Annotated in this window: 16 protein-coding genes; 7 read left to right on the forward strand and 9 right to left on the reverse strand. The window is 48.1% G+C overall.

Annotated features, from left to right (window positions below; genetic code table 11):
• Positions 1-257: 257 nt before the first annotated feature.
• The 5 genes from HQQ92_RS00575 to HQQ92_RS00595 form a co-directional block, all read right to left on the reverse strand.
• The gene (locus HQQ92_RS00575; protein WP_173242472.1) at positions 258-1,622 is read right to left on the reverse strand and encodes a TrkH family potassium uptake protein; all 1,365 of its coding nucleotides are present in this window, start codon (positions 1,620-1,622) and stop codon (positions 258-260) included.
• 1 nt (position 1,623) lies between these two features.
• Entirely contained in the window at positions 1,624-2,325 is a 702-nt protein-coding gene (locus HQQ92_RS00580; protein WP_173242474.1) for a TrkA family potassium uptake protein, read from the reverse strand.
• Between the two features lie 32 nt (positions 2,326-2,357).
• The gene (locus HQQ92_RS00585) at positions 2,358-3,041 is read right to left on the reverse strand and encodes a response regulator transcription factor (RefSeq protein ID WP_131524531.1); all 684 of its coding nucleotides are present in this window, start codon (positions 3,039-3,041) and stop codon (positions 2,358-2,360) included.
• Positions 3,042-4,088 carry an ATP-binding protein gene (locus HQQ92_RS00590; RefSeq protein WP_113941211.1) on the reverse strand — a complete coding sequence of 349 codons (1,047 nt, stop codon included), beginning with the start codon at positions 4,086-4,088 and terminating at the stop codon, positions 3,042-3,044. It lies immediately after the preceding gene.
• Between the two features lie 298 nt (positions 4,089-4,386).
• Positions 4,387-5,310 carry a pirin family protein gene (locus HQQ92_RS00595; RefSeq protein WP_173242476.1) on the reverse strand — a complete coding sequence of 308 codons (924 nt, stop codon included), beginning with the start codon at positions 5,308-5,310 and terminating at the stop codon, positions 4,387-4,389.
• 584 nt (positions 5,311-5,894) lie between these two features.
• On the opposite strand from HQQ92_RS00595, the gene HQQ92_RS00600 reads away from it, so the two are divergent.
• From HQQ92_RS00600 to mog, 6 genes are all read left to right on the forward strand, one after another.
• Positions 5,895-7,568, forward strand: a complete 1,674-nt coding sequence (locus HQQ92_RS00600) for a sensor histidine kinase (RefSeq protein ID WP_173242477.1) — start codon at positions 5,895-5,897, stop codon at positions 7,566-7,568.
• Entirely contained in the window at positions 7,562-8,293 is a 732-nt protein-coding gene (locus HQQ92_RS00605) for a LytTR family DNA-binding domain-containing protein (protein WP_105250908.1), read from the forward strand. Before HQQ92_RS00600 ends, HQQ92_RS00605 begins: the two co-directional genes overlap by 7 nt.
• A 107-nt stretch (positions 8,294-8,400) precedes the next feature.
• Positions 8,401-9,645: an MFS transporter gene (locus HQQ92_RS00610; protein ID WP_105250909.1), complete on the forward strand. Its 1,245-nt coding sequence runs from the start codon at positions 8,401-8,403 to the stop codon at positions 9,643-9,645.
• Between the two features lie 234 nt (positions 9,646-9,879).
• Positions 9,880-10,617, forward strand: a complete 738-nt coding sequence (locus tag HQQ92_RS00615) for a sulfite exporter TauE/SafE family protein (RefSeq protein WP_173242478.1) — start codon at positions 9,880-9,882, stop codon at positions 10,615-10,617.
• A gap of 136 nt (positions 10,618-10,753) precedes the next feature.
• Positions 10,754-11,218, forward strand: coding sequence for an NlpC/P60 family protein (locus HQQ92_RS00620; protein ID WP_105250911.1), 465 nt, complete (start codon positions 10,754-10,756; stop codon positions 11,216-11,218).
• Between the two features lie 318 nt (positions 11,219-11,536).
• The gene (mog, locus tag HQQ92_RS00625) at positions 11,537-12,070 is read left to right on the forward strand and encodes a molybdopterin adenylyltransferase (RefSeq protein ID WP_173242479.1); all 534 of its coding nucleotides are present in this window, start codon (positions 11,537-11,539) and stop codon (positions 12,068-12,070) included.
• Between the two features lie 71 nt (positions 12,071-12,141).
• Here the strand turns inward: mog and HQQ92_RS00630 are convergent, their stop codons facing one another.
• The 4 genes from HQQ92_RS00630 to HQQ92_RS00645 all read right to left on the reverse strand — a co-directional run bounded on the left by HQQ92_RS00630 (position 12,142) and on the right by HQQ92_RS00645 (position 16,093).
• The gene (locus tag HQQ92_RS00630) at positions 12,142-12,390 is read right to left on the reverse strand and encodes a hypothetical protein (protein ID WP_173242480.1); all 249 of its coding nucleotides are present in this window, start codon (positions 12,388-12,390) and stop codon (positions 12,142-12,144) included.
• A gap of 93 nt (positions 12,391-12,483) precedes the next feature.
• The gene (locus HQQ92_RS00635) at positions 12,484-13,632 is read right to left on the reverse strand and encodes an ABC transporter permease (RefSeq protein ID WP_173242481.1); all 1,149 of its coding nucleotides are present in this window, start codon (positions 13,630-13,632) and stop codon (positions 12,484-12,486) included.
• 82 nt (positions 13,633-13,714) lie between these two features.
• Positions 13,715-14,449, reverse strand: coding sequence for an ATP-binding cassette domain-containing protein (locus HQQ92_RS00640; protein WP_173242482.1), 735 nt, complete (start codon positions 14,447-14,449; stop codon positions 13,715-13,717).
• A 3-nt stretch (positions 14,450-14,452) separates the two neighbouring features.
• Positions 14,453-16,093: an alpha/beta hydrolase gene (locus HQQ92_RS00645; RefSeq protein ID WP_173242483.1), complete on the reverse strand. Its 1,641-nt coding sequence runs from the start codon at positions 16,091-16,093 to the stop codon at positions 14,453-14,455.
• Positions 16,094-16,186: 93 nt separating this feature from the next.
• Here HQQ92_RS00645 and HQQ92_RS00650 point away from each other — a divergent pair, with 93 nt between their 5' ends.
• Positions 16,187-16,558, forward strand: a complete 372-nt coding sequence (locus tag HQQ92_RS00650; protein ID WP_173242485.1) for a GntR family transcriptional regulator — start codon at positions 16,187-16,189, stop codon at positions 16,556-16,558.
• The last annotated feature ends 12 nt before the right edge of the window (positions 16,559-16,570 follow it).

Consider the following 16,570-nt stretch of genomic DNA (forward strand, 5'->3'; position numbering starts at 1 on the left):
ACGAGTCACATATCTTCTTTAAAACAAACGGGCTACACCGATGTTAAACAGGAGAGCCATGGTGATTAGTGAGACGACCGTCCGCCCCATGGACGGGGCGGTCGAGCATCCACGGATGGGCTAGCTGCGTGTCGTCGAGCAAATACCATGGCTCGCCTATAATTCAGCGCTTTCAGAGCCAACTCAATTACCTCGCAGGCTCAGCGTTACAAACCTCTGATAGTCTGTAAATTTGTTGTATCACACACCAATAACCTTTACCCAATCGCCAGTTTAGTTTCTGCATAGCGCAGTTTCTTGGTCCTTGGGCTGGCGAGGAAGTAGGCGAGTACGAGTGGGCCTAGGCGACCCATGAACATTATAAAAATGATGATGGCTTGGCCTAGAGTGGTTAAGTTGCCTGTCAAACCGCGGGACAAACCGACTGTGCCCAGTGCCGATACGGCCTCAAAGACGATATCAATTAACGGTGCGTTTTCACTTAATACCAGTGCGAAGATGGCTAGCCAAGTGACACCAATGGAGATCATGGTTAGTGCCAAGGCTTTGCTGACAGTGTCTTTGGGGATCTCGCGCTTAAACATATAAATGGCTTCATCGCGGCGTAAATAGCCATAAGTTGCCAAGATGAGCACCATAAAGGTGACGACTTTAATACCGCTGGCGGTACTTAGTGAGCCGCCGCCAATAAACATCAATACCAGCATGAGTAGTGTTGTACCATCTTCGAGTTGGTCAATTGCTAGCGTATTAAAGCCTGCGGTGCGCGGTGTCACGGCTTGAAACCATGAGGCTAACCATTTCCCGAGTTCGCTTAAGGGCGCCAAGGTATTGGGGTTGTTGTACTCAATAAAGTAAATCGCAATTACGGCGACGGCGTTGATAATCATAGTGCCTGTGATCATCATGCGGCTGTAAACGCTGAGTTTTGACCAACGCTTGTTGCGCTTGAGGTCTATCCACACCGAGAATCCAAGGCCACCTATGATGAGCAGGCCCGTGATGGTGAGATTAATGACAGGATCGGCAACATAGGGCATTAGGCTGTCGGCACTGAGGGCAAAACCTGCGTTGTTAAAGGCGCTGATGGTGTAGAAAAAACCGTGGAATAAGCTGGTTTGCCAACCAAGTTCCTGACTCCAGTACACTGAAAGAATGGCCATGCCTACGGCTTCAACCAGCAGAGAAAGCACTAACACTGATTTTGCTGTTGACACTAGAGTCGATGTATCTGTTTGATTAAAAGCCTCTTTTGCGACTGTTTGGTGTAAAAAACCAATTCTGCCGCCAATGGCGATCAAGGTGACAATGGCAAAGGTCATCAGCCCAAGTCCACCGCATTGAATTAACAGCGCTATGACGATTTGCCCAAAGGGCGTAAAGACAGTGCCAGTATCGACAACGACAAGTCCTGTCACTGTTACCGCCGAGGTGGCCGTGAACAGACTTTGTAGCCAAGTAATAGACGATTCGGTTGCTATCGGCAGTTTGAGTAAGCAAGTGCCTAAGATGATCAACAATGCAAAGCTCACGCTTAGGATAAAGGGCGGTGCGCCTAACAACTTTTTACTCGATTTGGGTTTATGCTCAATCGCCATGATGGAGGGATGCCATTGAACCAAGTTACACCAACCTTGGCGCTAGGTATTTGAGCTCAGTACGGCTACCGCAGAGCAGTAAGGCGTCATTCGTTTGCAGGATAAATTGACTATCAATTTTGCTGAAAACCGTCAGATCCCGCTTAACCATAATGGCGGCGACTTTGCCTTTAGGATTACGTATCACATTGCTTTTTACATCATCTTTAACATCATCCTGTGCAGCGCCGAGGAGTTGGCTGACAGTGGTTTGATCAAGGTGAGACTTGATATGGATTTCGACCACATAGAGACCATCACCAATCGGCAGGAAATTGTTTACCATAGGATAGTTGAGTGACTGGGCAACACGTATGCCCATTTCTTCCTCTGGATGTATGATGCGGGCGACGCCGAGTTTAGAGACGATAGTGTGATGCGCTTTAGTGCTGGCCTTGACCCAAATGACTTCTACTCCCAGATTTTTCAGTGCCAAGGTGCACAGCAAACTTGATTGCATATCTTCGCCAATTGCGACCAGTACGGCTTCACTGTTTGCGAGATCTAGCTCACGTAGTGCGGCTTCGTCGGAACAATCACAAATAACCGCTTCGGTTAGGTCTTCTACGTATTTTTCCACCATTTTAGGGTCACTATCCACGCCAGTGACCGTGTGGCCTAAGTGGATCAATTCTAGGCTAGCGGCGACACCAAATCGCCCTAAGCCAATAACGGTAAAATGTGCCATTAAAATATCCTTTTCTAATTTATAACAGATGCTTATCTATTGTTTGTTAAGCGATAACCTAGGCCCGCTTCTGTCTTTATGAGCTGCTGCTCGCTGCTGTCATTGAGTTTTTTACGTAACTGACTGACTAAGATCCGCAGATAATGACTGTCTTCTTGATGGGTTTTACCCCAAATATCCCGCAGTAATTCAGTTTGTTTAACGAGCTGACCAGGGTGAGACATTAAGGTCTCCATCAGGGCAAACTCCTTTTTGGTTAAGGCGATTTCTTGCTGATCGAGCCAAAGCTGGTGGGTACTTTTTTGCAACTTAAGTGCGCCAAACTGCAGTAAATCACTTAATGGCGGTTCATCGACTAAGTCGCGGACTAAAACCTTGATGCGAGCGATTAACTCCCTAATCCCAAATGGCTTGCTGAGATAGTCATTGGCGCCAGCTTCCAAAAGACGAATTTTTTCTTCCTCTTGATCGCGGGCGGTTAAGATAAGCACCGGCACTTTGTCACTCTGACGTAGGGTTTGCAGCAAGCTGATGCCATCACCATCGGGTAGGCCAAGATCGAGCACTAACACGTGTGGCTGCTGCGCATGATATTGCGCTAGGGCTGACGCAATCGAGGCGGCGCCATGATATTCGAATCCTTCCGCTTCTAACGATATCCGCATAAAAGTGTGGATTTGCGCTTCGTCATCGACGACCAGCACCTTATAAGCCATTTATTCCTCTCCCTTTTTTATCGGCAATGCGATACGAATAAGGCTGCCATGAGCGACAGGTTCGGCGCTGATCTGGCCACCATGGGCGGTAATTATGCCCTTAGCAACAGCAAGCCCAAGGCCCGAGCCGCTATCGGTTGAGGGATGCTGGCGATAAAAGAGTTCAAAAATTGCCTGCGCTTGAGCGGGTTCTATGCCAAGACCCTCATCTTGGATATCTAACAATAATGCATCGCCCTGCTGATACGCCTTTACTATGACTTGCTTATCAGAAGGCGAATAGCGCAGCGCATTATCCAATACATTAAAAATAGCTTGCTCAATCAATGAACTGCAGATCATCAGTGACGGTAGATCGGCGTCACTCTTGATGATAATACGCGGCTGCGTGGCTGGAAAACGGGCAATAGCTTGGTGCAATACATTCATTATGGCGTCTTCACTCAAGCTAAACTTGAGTGCGCCGTGTTGTAACTTAGTGGCTTGCAGCAGGTTTTCGATATATTGGTGCAGGCGATGGCTTTCGGCCGCCGCGCTATCAATCAGCTCATCCTTTTGGTCTGGGCTGAGCTTAGGCATGTATTCCTTTAAGGTGGTGAGCGTGCCTATGATAGTGGCGAGTGGGGTGCGTAAATCGTGGGAAACTGACAGCAAAATACTGTTGCGTAACTGAGCTTGTTCGAGAGCATCTTGCTGACGTCGATAGTGTTCGGCTAATTTGCTGGTGGTGAGGGCGACAAGCAGAAACACACTGAGATTGAGAATGTCCTCAAGATTAAACATCTGGAGTGAATAACGTGGTGTGGTAAATAGAAAATTAAAGCTGGTCGCCTCAAATACTGCCGCAAAATAGGCTAAGTTGGCGTTGCATTGTAGGGCTACGGCCACTACGGCCAATTGTAAAATCAGCAGTACGGCGATAGTCGAGTTTGAAAAGTGATCGATAAAGGCGCTGCTGAAAATGGCCGTCACTAGTACTATGAAGGTAAATAAAGTCGGGTGCGAACGCCAGTATTGTGTCATGGGAGCCGCTATGGATGAAGTCATGAATAGAAAGACGCATATAAAGAAAGTGCCTGTACTTTAGCAAAGGCATTTTAAGATAGCGCGTAAAAATGTCGTAAATTTTGTAACCTTGTGAGTGGCTTAGCTTGCACTTAGCTTAGGCCAGTCGAGCTTGTTCACATTACACTTTGGGTGAATGATAAGGCTTACCGCATACACTCATGTTGTAAGCCTTAACCCTGGCGCAGGCCATTACGTATGATGCCAAAGCGCCTATCCAACCACTAACCCTGAATTATTTACCTGCCTGTCATTGAGTTGCCCGTCATTGAGCTAAGCATCACCAAGGTATTGGTGGGGGCACTAAGCGTTTGCCACTATAGCCAGTAACAGCGGCGAAGCGGGGATCTTCGGCTTCCCAATCTGCCTGTGCTTTGACTATTTCATCTTTGCTATGGCCAACAAAGTTCCACCAAATGCTGACAGGATCAGCCAATGGCGCGCCGCCAATCAGCAGTATGCGACAACCCGCTTCGAGTTTTATGGTGATGGTTTCGCGTAGCATGCCAAGGTAGGCGAGGTGGTTATTATCAAAACTGTCATCCTCGATTTGGAAGCGGCCTTCCAGTGGCATGAGGGCATATTCGAAACTAGGGTCGAGATTCAGAGTGAGTTCAGCGTCATGGGCGGCAAACAGATCTATGGCAACGATAGGTGAGAAGTGTAATGTGGGCGCCTGTTTATGATGCCAACTGCCAATCAGTAGGGTGAATTCGACGCCTGACTCGTGCCAAGCCGGTAGCTCGGGATAGTGATCGAATCTCGGAGTGGTATCTTTGTGCTTTAGTGGTAAGGCTATCCATAGTTGGGCTGCGTGCATAGTGTGATGACCCGCTATCGACTCTTCGGTGTGGGCTATGCCGTGTCCGGCTGTCATCAGGTTAACTTGTTTTGGGCGGATCACTTGAGCACTGCCGAGGCTGTCCCTGTGCATGATTTCGCCTTCGAGCATCCAAGTAAAGGTTTGCAATCCAATGTGTGGATGTTGGCCGACGTTTAACTGCGGGCCGTCGGTGATTGGGCCAATATGGTCGAGAAAGCACCAAGGGCCGATAAGGCGGCGCTCTTTTTGTGGAATAGCCCGTGCGACAGGTATGCCGCCGACATCACTGATTTTGGGGGCAATCCGTTGAGCTTGAATGCGGCCATTTTCAATAGGACATTCCTTAGGGCCACCATAAAACTGTGCTTGTAGTTCACTCATGTTCGCTCCTTATTCCATTACTAGGGCATGCTCAGTTCAGTTTGGCTCGGTTCAGTGCTGCTAAGTGTGAACCTAGAATCTCGCATGGGGGTGATCTCATCTTGCATTCGAGCCGAAGGTTTTAGCTTCGGGTATTCCAGTCGATTTTGCAAATTGTGGCAGTGACCTGATAGAGGGCAACTGCACTTTTTAGTGGTTAACTTAACGTGTTTTAGGATCTTCAAATTGCCCTTCGATACACTTTGATAGCCTAATTCAAGTACGAATGTGTGACTGAGCCCGCGTGAATGGGACTTTTATCTGTCCTTTACTTTAGCAAGCCTGTATTTATGTGGGCATTAGCGTTTGATGTTTTACTCGAGCCTAAATACGAGTGTTTGACAAGTTTGGGGCTCGGTGATTTTTATCATCCATGTCTTACGTTGGATCTGCAAAATCGAGTCTATCTTTTATGGGAGCTTGTGTTGGCGGCAAAGCCTGTCTCCACCCTAATCCATTCAGCGTACAGGCTTAACACTCATAAATATATCATTGGTAAATATAACGTTGGGCTGTGATTCAGCGTGATAGATCAAGGAGAAAGCGTGCTCGAAAATCAAATGATGTTACTGGCGGTATTTGAACGGGCGGCCTTGATGCTGATGACCTTGTTCTTTTTAACTCGCACTCGACCGTTTCAGCGTTTATTCCAAAAGCGTAATCATACCCCCGCAGAGTTGGTTTCTGTGGCGGCGATATTTTGCTTATTTGCGGTATTTAGTACTTATACCGGCATTGAGGTTGAAGGCGCGTTGGTCAACGTGCGTATTATCGCAATTATTTCTGGCGGGATTCTATTTGGCCCTTGGGTTGGTATTCCTGCGGGCGTGCTGTCGGGGCTGCATAGATATTTGATTGATATGGATGGCGATACCTCTATTCCGTGTTTAATCGCTAGCATTATTGCCGGCCTTATGGCGACGTGGATTTATTACAAATGTCCCAAATCTAAGTTGTGGATTTATGGCATTGCGGCGGGCATGTTGTGCGAAACGCTGACCATGTTGTTGATTTGGTTGCTGACAGAGCCACACGAGGTGGGCGTTGAGATTGTGAGTCATATTGCCTATCCCATGATTGCGGGTACTGTGTGTATCGGACTGATTATCAAGTTAGTGCAGGATCTCGACGATGAGAAAGAGTTGATTGCCGCTAAGCAGGCCAAGCTCGCGCTGGATATTGCCAATAAAACCTTACCCTTTTTCCGCAAGATTGACCGCCATGCCTTAGAGCAAGTTTGCGCTGTGATCCGCAATGAAATCCATGCCGATGCTGTGGCTATTACCGATACTCGCGATGTGTTGGCCTATATGGGCGTTGGCAAAGATTACTACGAGGTCGATGGTCATCAAGCGATTAGCGAAATGACTCAAAGGGCGATAGAGCAAGATCAAAACATTATTAACAACGACTTACGCCAATATCATTTATCGGACTTTCATTCGGTCATCATAATTCCGCTGCGCGAAAATGGCACTGTGAGTGGCACGCTGAAGATTTACTATCGCAATACCTATCGTATCACTAGCTCGTTGCGGGAGATGGCTGTGGGTTTGTCGCAGCTGATTTCGACCCAGATGGAAGTGTCGCGTATCGAGCAACTGCAAGAGATGACCCGCAAGGCGGAGTTTACGGCGTTGCAGAGCAAGATTAATCCACATTTTTTATTTAATGCCCTCAATGCGATTTCTTCTTTGATCCGTATTCGGCCACAGCAGGCGCGACAGTTGATTGCTAATTTGGCCGATTATCTGCGCTATAACTTGGCTAAAGGCGATGAGCTGATTGATATCCAAGAAGAAGTGAAACAAGTCCGTGATTATGTGGCGATTGAGCAGGCGCGTTTTGGCGACAAGCTTGAAGTGATCTTCGATGTCGACGATGTGCATTTTTGTGTACCTTGCCTCTTGTTACAGCCGCTGGTGGAAAACGCCATTTTGCACGGCATTCAGCCGCGCAGTGCACCGGGCAGAGTGACGATAGAAGTGAAAAAACTCGATGCAGGCATTCGCGTCGCTGTGCGCGATACTGGCTATGGGATCCGCCAAGAGGTGATTGATGGCGTAGCTGCTGGCCGTGTAGAAAGCAGCAGTATTGGGCTGATGAATGTGCACCAGAGAGTGAAGTTATTGTACGGCGAAGGTTTGCAGCTTAAACGGCTCGAGCCGGGGACTGAAGTCAGTTTTTACTTACCGGATAATGAGGCGCAAGTATGTTAAAAGCCATCATAGTTGAAGATGAATATCTTGCCCGTGAGGAGCTAGAGTATTTAGTGAAGAGCCACAGTGAGATAGACATAGTGGCTAGCTTCGAGGATGGCTTAGAGGCCTTTAAATATTTGCAGGATCACGAGGTCGATGTGGTGTTTTTGGATATCCAAATACCGTCCATCGATGGCCTTTTGTTGGCGAAGAATCTGCATAAATCGACCCATCCTCCCCATGTGGTGTTTGTCACTGCCTATAAAGAATTTGCAGTAGAAGCATTTGAGCTCGAAGCCTTCGATTATATTCTCAAGCCCTACAATGAACCGCGGATCATCAGCTTATTGCAGAAGATTGAACAGGTGGGACGACAAGCACCAAAGCCACAACATGAGGCCGCGAGTAATACCAGTCGAACCGTGAATTTAGTCAAAGGTGAGCGGATTATCGTCACGCCCTGCGAGCAAATTTATTATGCCGAGGCCGATGAAAAACTCACTTATGTGTACACCCGCACCGACCGTTATGTGATGCAGATGACTATCAGTGAGTTTGTGAGTCGTTTGCCTGCTGAAGGTTTTTTCCGCTGTCACCGTTCCTATTGCGTCAATATCAACAAGATCCGCGAAATCGTGCCTTGGTTCAATAGTACTTACCTGATCCGCTTGCATGATTTGTCGTTCGAGGTGCCCGTTAGCCGTAGTAATATTAAGGCTTTTCGACAGTTGATGAGGCTGTAATTGTCATTCATTCCTGCAGATCTGTATTTCATGCCTTAATTGATCGGCGCGAATCGCATCTCTCTTATAGTGGACTCAATTCCTGATCCCCTAAAGCGAGATGCATCATGACTAAAGAGATGAACCGTACTCGGTACCTGACCTTAGTTGGTACTATTATCACCCAGTTTGCACTCGGCTCAGTTTACACTTGGAGCCTGTTCAATGCGCAGTTGGCCGTTAAGCTCGACGAACCCGTCAGCCAAGTGGCGTTTGTGTTTGGTTTGCTGAGTTTGTCTTTGGCCGTGGCATCTTCCATGGCGGGCAAATTACAGGAACGTTTTGGCGTACGTAATGTCACCTTAGGCGCAGGCCTGTTACTCGGCGTTGGATTCTTACTCACTGCCCAAGCCAGCAACTTGATGATGCTTTACCTGTGCGCAGGGATTTTAGTGGGCTTTGCCGATGGCACTGGCTACTTGATGACCTTGTCTAACTGCGTGAAGTGGTTCCCCGAACGCAAAGGGCTGATTTCGGCGTTAGCGATTGGCGCTTATGGTCTAGGTAGCCTCGGATTTAAATACATTAACGTGCTATTACTCGAAAACACTGGCCTTGAAACCACCTTCCAACTGTGGGGCCTGATCGCCATGGCGTTGGTCTTGTGTGGCGGTATGTTGATGAAAGATGCGCCTGCACAATCAGCTGCAAGTCAGCAAGCCGAAAGCCGCGACTTCACCCTCGCAGAAGCCATGCGTAAGCCGCAATACTGGATGCTGGCGCTGATGTTCCTGTCGGCCTGTATGAGTGGTTTGTATGTGATTGGTGTAGCGAAAGATATCGGCGAGAAGATGGTCGACTTGCCTGTACTGGTCGCCGCCAATGCTGTTGCTGTGATTGCTATGGCGAACCTCAGTGGTCGTTTAGTGCTGGGTATACTGTCGGACAAAATCCCCCGCATTCGGGTTATTTCGCTGGCGCAGATCATCACCTTAGTCGGTATGGTGTTACTGTTGTTCATTCCTTTGAATGCTAACCTGTTCTTCGTTGCGGTCGCCTGCGTTGCCTTTAGTTTTGGTGGCACTATCACTGTTTATCCATCATTGGTGAGCGACTTCTTCGGTCTGAATAACCTGACTAAAAACTATGGGGTTATCTACTTAGGTTTCGGTATCGGCAGCATTATTGGTTCGATTGTCGCCTCGTTATTTGGTGGCTTTATTGCAACCTTTAACGTGATTTTAGTACTGCTGGTGGTGGCGTTAGTGATGTCATTAACCATTCGTATGCCAGAGCCCAAAACTCCAGCGTCAGCTAAGAGAGCGACTAAGAGTACACCTCGCTTAGTGAATATGACGGCTGAATCTGCATAGGCGTAAGCTAAGCTTTTCCTCTTTAGCCAAAAGCTAACACAAAAAATCCGCAGCCAAATGACTGCGGATTTTTTACTTTTTATCCCGTGTTTTATGGGCGAGGTTGTTATTCATTTAAGGCTCACTGACTTATCTATGTGATTGCACTTTTGATGTTAGCTCAGTGCTGCCTCTTTTTTATCACACCAACAACAGGTAACTTGATAGCCATAAAGCGTTATTCAGGATGTGTTGATGTTAACGGACTCTCTTTTTTGGTTGGTGGCGATACCCGCAGTCTTGATTACTGGGATTTCTAAATCCGGTTTTGCGGGTGGCGTGGGCGGCTTAACTGTCCCACTATTGGCGCTGGCCATTAGCCCTGCTACAGCGGCGGCAGTCATGTTACCACTGCTGATTTATATGGATTTTTTAAGTGTTCGTTCCTGGTGGGGGCAACATAATCCGCGTCATTTATGGATACTATTGCCCGCGGCGGTAGTGGGCATAGTCATAGCCTATTGGTTGTTCGATCGATTAAACGAAGATTACTTACGGGCGATTCTAGGCTGTGTGTCCTTAGGTTTTGGTTTGTATGGCTTGATCCTTGGGGATAAAACTCAAGCATCACCTTCACCTTTGGTTGGGCGCTTATGTGGCTTAATCGCCGGCTTTACGAGCTTTGTTGCCCATGCGGGTGGGCCGCCACTCAACGCTTATTTGTTGCCGTTGCGCTTGGCCAAGGCAGAGTTTTTAGCCACTGCCGTGGTGTTTTTTGCGGTGGTGAATCTGGTTAAACTTGTTCCTTACAGTTTGCTTGGGCAGATCAATCAAGAGAATATTATCGTTTCTCTGTTATTGGTGCCGCTTGCATGGTTAGGGGTAAAGTTAGGTTTGTTCATTCAAGATAAAATTGATGATAGGTTATTTAAACGCATCATCTTGATTTTAATGGTGCTGGTGGGTGTGCGTTTATTGTGGACGGCGTTATAGTTTTAAGCTTTAGGTTATATTAGTCTGCTAGAGTGCGCGGGTGTTGGGGCGTTTTGATCCCCAGCCGCCCTGAATTTACCTGATAAAAACTCAAAATTACGTTACTGTGAAATCTGCCTGCAATGAGTTTGAAGCTATGAAACGATTACTGATAGTTATCTTAGCCTTAGGCCTTGGCGCTTGTGCTAGCGCGCCAGAACCTAAGCCTGTGGTAAAGCAAGTTGAACCCGCCACGGTTTGGAATGATAGTAATATCTCCGAACTGCATTCTGAATGGCGCGGAGTACCTTATCGCCTTGGTGGTGGCACTAAGCGTGGCATAGATTGCTCGGCCTTTGTGTCTGTCGCCTATCAGAAGATGTTGGGTATGACCTTACCGCGCACAGTCGAAGAGCAACAAGCCTTAGGTAAACCGGTGCCGAGAAATCAACTGCGCAAGGGTGACTTGGTATTTTTCAAGACGGGCTGGAGCACACACCATGTCGGCATTTATGTAGGAGGCGATAATTTTCTACATGTTTCCACTAGCCAAGGGGTGAAGATTTCGAGCCTGCATAACAGTTATTGGGCGTCTAAGTATTGGAATGCACGGCGGATTTAACCCTTTGATCGTTTTTATCTTTTGAACGGCTCAACTTGCAGTGAGAGTGCCTGAGCCAATCTCCCTTTATGGCATGTTTTTATCGGCCCAATGCTGCTTTGCTTTGGGGAAGGCGTTTGTCATCAATGAACAATTTTTAAATTCCGAGTGTTTAAACGGTGTTGCGAGAACCTCATCACGTTTTAGTCGCTCCATTGGTTAGGCATTTATGCTATTTTAGCTGCGGCTTAAGGTCGAAGCTGTCGCGGCTTCTTCCATGCTTGATGTCGACAATTTTCACTTCGGCATGTTTCATTTCAACATCATTGGGGATTTCCTATGAGCAAAGCAAAAATCGGTATTGTGACGGTCAGTGATCGCGCCAGCGCGGGAATTTATGAAGATATCTCAGGCAAGGCGATTATCGACACGCTCAACGACTATCTCACCAGCGAGTGGGAGCCGATTTATCAAGTGATCCCCGATGAGCAGGATGTGATTGAAGCGACGCTGATCAAGATGGCCGACAAGCAGGATTGCTGTTTGATTGTCACTACGGGCGGCACTGGCCCTGCGAAACGCGATGTCACCCCAGAAGCGACAGAAGCCGTCTGCGATCGCATGATGCCAGGCTTCGGTGAGTTGATGCGCGCCGAGTCATTAAAATTTGTGCCTACCGCCATTTTGTCTCGTCAAACCGCAGGGTTACGTGGCGATTCATTGATTGTGAATTTGCCCGGCAAACCAAAATCGATTCGCGAATGTTTAGATGCCGTGTTCCCCGCTATCCCTTACTGTATCGATTTGATGAAAGGCCCGTATTTAGAGTGCAATGAGTCGGTTATCAAACCATTCAGGCCAAAGGCTAAGTAATCTTGCTATCAAGCCTGTAAAAACAAAGCCACTGAAAATCCAGTGGCTTTGTTGTTTGAGGAGCTTAGGGTTCATAACTGATTAATCTGCTGCTTTAGCTCGTACTCTGGCTCTGTCACTATTTTTTCAAGTATTTGTACTCGCTCGATTAGTGCTTGGTTTTGTAGGTTGAGTTGAGTCACTTTGTCCTCAAGGTGCCTATTGTCTGCGGTGCCCACTCCAAGTTGGCGCGCCTTTAGATAGTGTTTAAACATTTCAGTGGCGCTGAGGCCAATAATGAAGGTGATCATAATCACCATTAAGACAAATTCGTTTTCCATAACAAACTCCCGTAGCTATTGAGGTTTTCAACTTGGGAGCGACTTAGTTATCGCCCTCAAGTTTGTCGGTTTAAGTTTATCAATCGAAGCGCCCTATAAACCGAAGATCACTTTCTCACTCTTGAGCGACCTTTCCATGCCAAAGGCGAGCAATATCGCAATGGCGAGTGTGCCTAAGGTCGAAACCAGTAACTGCAACATGGGCAAGTCTTTACCTTTGATAAAGTCCATTAATGCCTGTTGCTGACCCGAGACGGGCAACCACTGCAGCATATCTGGCGCTATGTTGTAACTGGCGGCCATCGACAGGGCTAAGGGCACAAATAGCACCATAGTCAGATAGGACTGAGCTTCCTTAAAGGTTTTCGCCATAAAAGACACAAACAGTTGCAGACAAGCGGCCATTAACGCGACGGGGATGCCGACCACTAACATCAGTGCCATAAATTCTGTGGTGATGTTGACGCTAAAGCCTAATTCCTGCCATGGCACAAAGGCGTAGGCGATTTTAGACACCAGCAAGATCAGTACTAAACCGAGCAGGGCGAACAGGCTCACCGCAATAATTTTTGACAACACCAATTGGCGTGTGGTCAGCGGATGGCTCAGTAGCAGCGCCAAGGAGTTGCGTTCGCGCTCACCGGCACTGGTGTCGATAGCTAGGTTCATCCCCGAGATAAATACCGAGTAAATCATAGTAAAAATGGCGATACCTAAGATCATCCCGCCCTTAGAGTCTGTGGTGGCTTTGTCTTGCACATTCACCTTAAGCGGTTGCACCACGCGCGGGTCAATACCGCGGGCGATTAAACGTAAACTGCCCATTTCAGCACTGTAGGCCTGCAGTTGTTTCTCGAGTCTGCGAATAGAGTTCTGCAGTTTCTCCTCAGAGTTATCGGCCACGATAGTGATCTCAGCGCTTTTGCCTTGGTTCATTTGCGCGGCATAGTCGGTGCTGATGATCAGTTCTATTGCTTTAAGGTCTTTGGCGTCAGAGCCATCGGCTGCGCCTTGAGTGATGCCTTTATTCGATAAAAACCTTACTAAATCCGGTGCTTTATCGGGATTTTTAATGGTGATTTTCAAATCATCAGGACTGGTTAGCTGGCCAATTAACACCATAAATAGGCCGCACATGATCAGCGGCGTACCTATGGCATAGTAGAGACCAGCCATTACAGAGCGCTTATCGCGGGCGGCATCGATGAGTTCTTTACGAACCATAGCGATTATTTTATTCATGCTGTCATTCCCTTATCCATGATCTTATCTATCTGAGCTTGTACATCATTGATGCTGCCTGCATTGTTGTTAGTTTGAGTCATCATGCCGCTATCCCTTCATCCGTGCCGATAAGTTGAATAAAGGCTTCTTCGAGCGAGTCTTTGCCTGTTTGAATGCAAAGCTCTGTTGGGCTACCAATGGCGACGACTCTGCCTTGGGCCATGACGATCACTTGGTCACACAGCGCGGCGACTTCTTGCATTACATGGCTAGAGAACAGCACGCAATGTCCTTGATTTTTAAGATCGATAAGGATGTCACGCAGTAGGCGAGTGCTCATCACATCCAGCCCACGGGTCGGCTCGTCGAGGATAATATTGCTCGGGCTGTGGACGATTGCCTGTGCGAGGGCGGTTTTCATTCTTTGTCCTTGGGAAAAGCCTTTGCAGCGGCGATCGCTAATGTCTTCGAGGCGCAATTTCGCAATCACTTGGCTGGTGGCCTCCTTGGCCTCCTTGGGTGATAAGCCGCTTAGCTCGGCAAAATAGCGAATGTATTCCCGTGGTGTTAAGCGTTCATACAGACCAAAAGGGTCGGGGAATAGCCCGAGTTGCTGCTTAGCGCCAATAGGGTCGATGGCGACATCTATGCCTTCGATTTCAGCCTTGCCGTTATCGGGTTTTAGCAGGCCAAAAATCGTGCGTAAACAGGTCGTTTTACCTGCCCCGTTCGGGCCGAGTAATCCTGTGATTTGGCCGTTTTGTGCGACGAAACTTAAGTCATTCAGCGCCTGCACGTCACCGATGCGCTTGGAAAGATGGGATACTTTAATCATGGCTTATTCCTTAGCTCCAGTGCTGGCGTGATCATCTGTTGTCGTGGTTTTTGTGCTGGTCGCATTAAGCGGTTCCACCGAGCTGGCATTTAAATAAAAGCTGCGGCGCACATCTTTGTTCAAACATTCGCCGTCGAGATCGTTGACTGAGCCCGAGCGGACGAGATCGGCAATCAGGTTATTGGCGCAGGATTGATAGGCCACACCGTGGGTCGCATAAGGAGCGACAAAGTGCTTGGCATTAGTGAGTTTTTCCATGGCTAACTCGCCCCAGCTTGGTGGGGTGGCGGGGTCGATTTCGCCGGATAACAACAAGGTCGGAATGTTACTGTTAATGGGCTCGCTAAAGCTGTTATCGACTGCAGGGACTTTCCATATTGAACAAGTCGCCTCTAAGCCTTCGAGCATGGTTCTGCCCATAAAGGATTTTTTGGCCTGCTCGCGCATGGTTGGGGTAATGCGGTGCATATCTTCGCCACAGACCACAGATGCGTGCATGCCCATCGCCATGCCGGCATTGTCTAGGGTGAGGGCATAGAGGCCGAGTATAGGTTGGAAGTTGTTTTTCGATGCTTGATGAATCGCATGTGGCAAGAGGGCGCGCACATTGGCTTGATACAGCGCCATGCGGATCGAACCAGAGAATTTACCGCGCGTCATGGTCAACATGGTTTTTTCGCCCGTGACGGGATCGTAAACGTTTTCCATCACAGGGCCAGTGGCGAGCTTAGCGTCGACTCGCTCAAAGTCTGCCTTTAACTGGGGAAATTGGCTGTTACAGGCGGCGGTTGCTTGGCAATCCTTAAATAATAAGTCGAAGCCACGATCAATCGCCGAGCCAATTTCTAATACGCTTTGCTGCATGGGCACTATGCCGTCTAAGGTCACTGTGGCTAAGTGCTCTGGATATAAACGCATGTAAAGTTGCGCCATGCGAGTGCCGTAGGAGATGCCGTAAATATGCAGTTTTTTATAGCCTAAGTGCGCTCGCACGGCTTCGAAGTCTTTAATCGCATTGAGGCTGCCATATTGAGTCACGTCGGCATCAATTTTGGCTAAGCATTTTTGCGTTTCGGCTAAGGTATCGACATTATCGTCATCGAAGGATAGCGGAGATTGAGCCCCTTCATCGCAGGCCAGCACATTCGAACGGCCAGTGCCCCTTTGATCAATCAGTAAAATATCCCGCTGTTGGCGGACTTTGCTCAGCATGGCATCGAAACCTGCCGCGTTCTCTATGGCCGATTGTCCTGGGCCGCCTGCAATCGCCAGCAAGGCTTCTTCATGGTTGGCATTTTTCACCGCAGGCAAAACAACGTAATGCACTTGGATCTGTTTGCCATCGGGTTTGTTAGGGTTTTCTGGCACAGTCACAAAACCGCAGTTTAGACGATCGGAAACGCCTTCCACATAACAAGTTTCGTTGTCATTCGCCATGTTCCTAGCTATATCAGCCGTCGCTTGTGTCTCTTGGCTTTTCACATCACTCGCCCACGTCGCCGTACTTGCCATTGCCAGTATGAGTGCGCTCATTCTCAAAGTACGCGCGCGCCATGTGGCATTAGTCGTGCCATGCCGTGGCTGAGTTGGCACAAGGCGTTGAACTGTGTTGCTTAACTTCCTGTGTGTCATGCTATATATCATGCGCGCTTTCCTTTTTGCATTTCAGGACGAGTGTGTTAATTTAAATACCAGTGTATCGGTGTATCAATGTATTAATACAGTGTGTAAAGGCTAATGTTAGAACTTTTAAATGTCAACCCCAGCAGTGGTGAACCCATTTACAAACAATTACACGAACAAGTCGTGCGTTTAATTGTGGGCGGTCAACTGCAAGTGGAAGACGTATTACCTTCAGTGCGCCAGATTGCCGAGCATTTAGCGGTAAATCCCATGACAGTTTCCCGCGCCATTCAACAGCTGGTTGACCAAGGTTGGCTCGAACGTCGCCGCGGCCAAGCGACAAAAGTTGCGTTGCGAACTGAGACTATGGCATCGGGTATTAGTCTGCTCGAACCCCAGATCTATGCTCTGTTGTCGCAGGCAAAGCAGTTAGGTGTCAGCTTGCCCGAGTTGCTGCAACGGCTAAATGAGCGCTGGCAAGATTAGAAAGTAATGTAC

The sequence above is a fragment of the Shewanella sp. DC2-4 genome (assembly GCF_013248875.1).
GTDB lineage: Bacteria > Pseudomonadota > Gammaproteobacteria > Enterobacterales > Shewanellaceae > Shewanella > Shewanella oncorhynchi.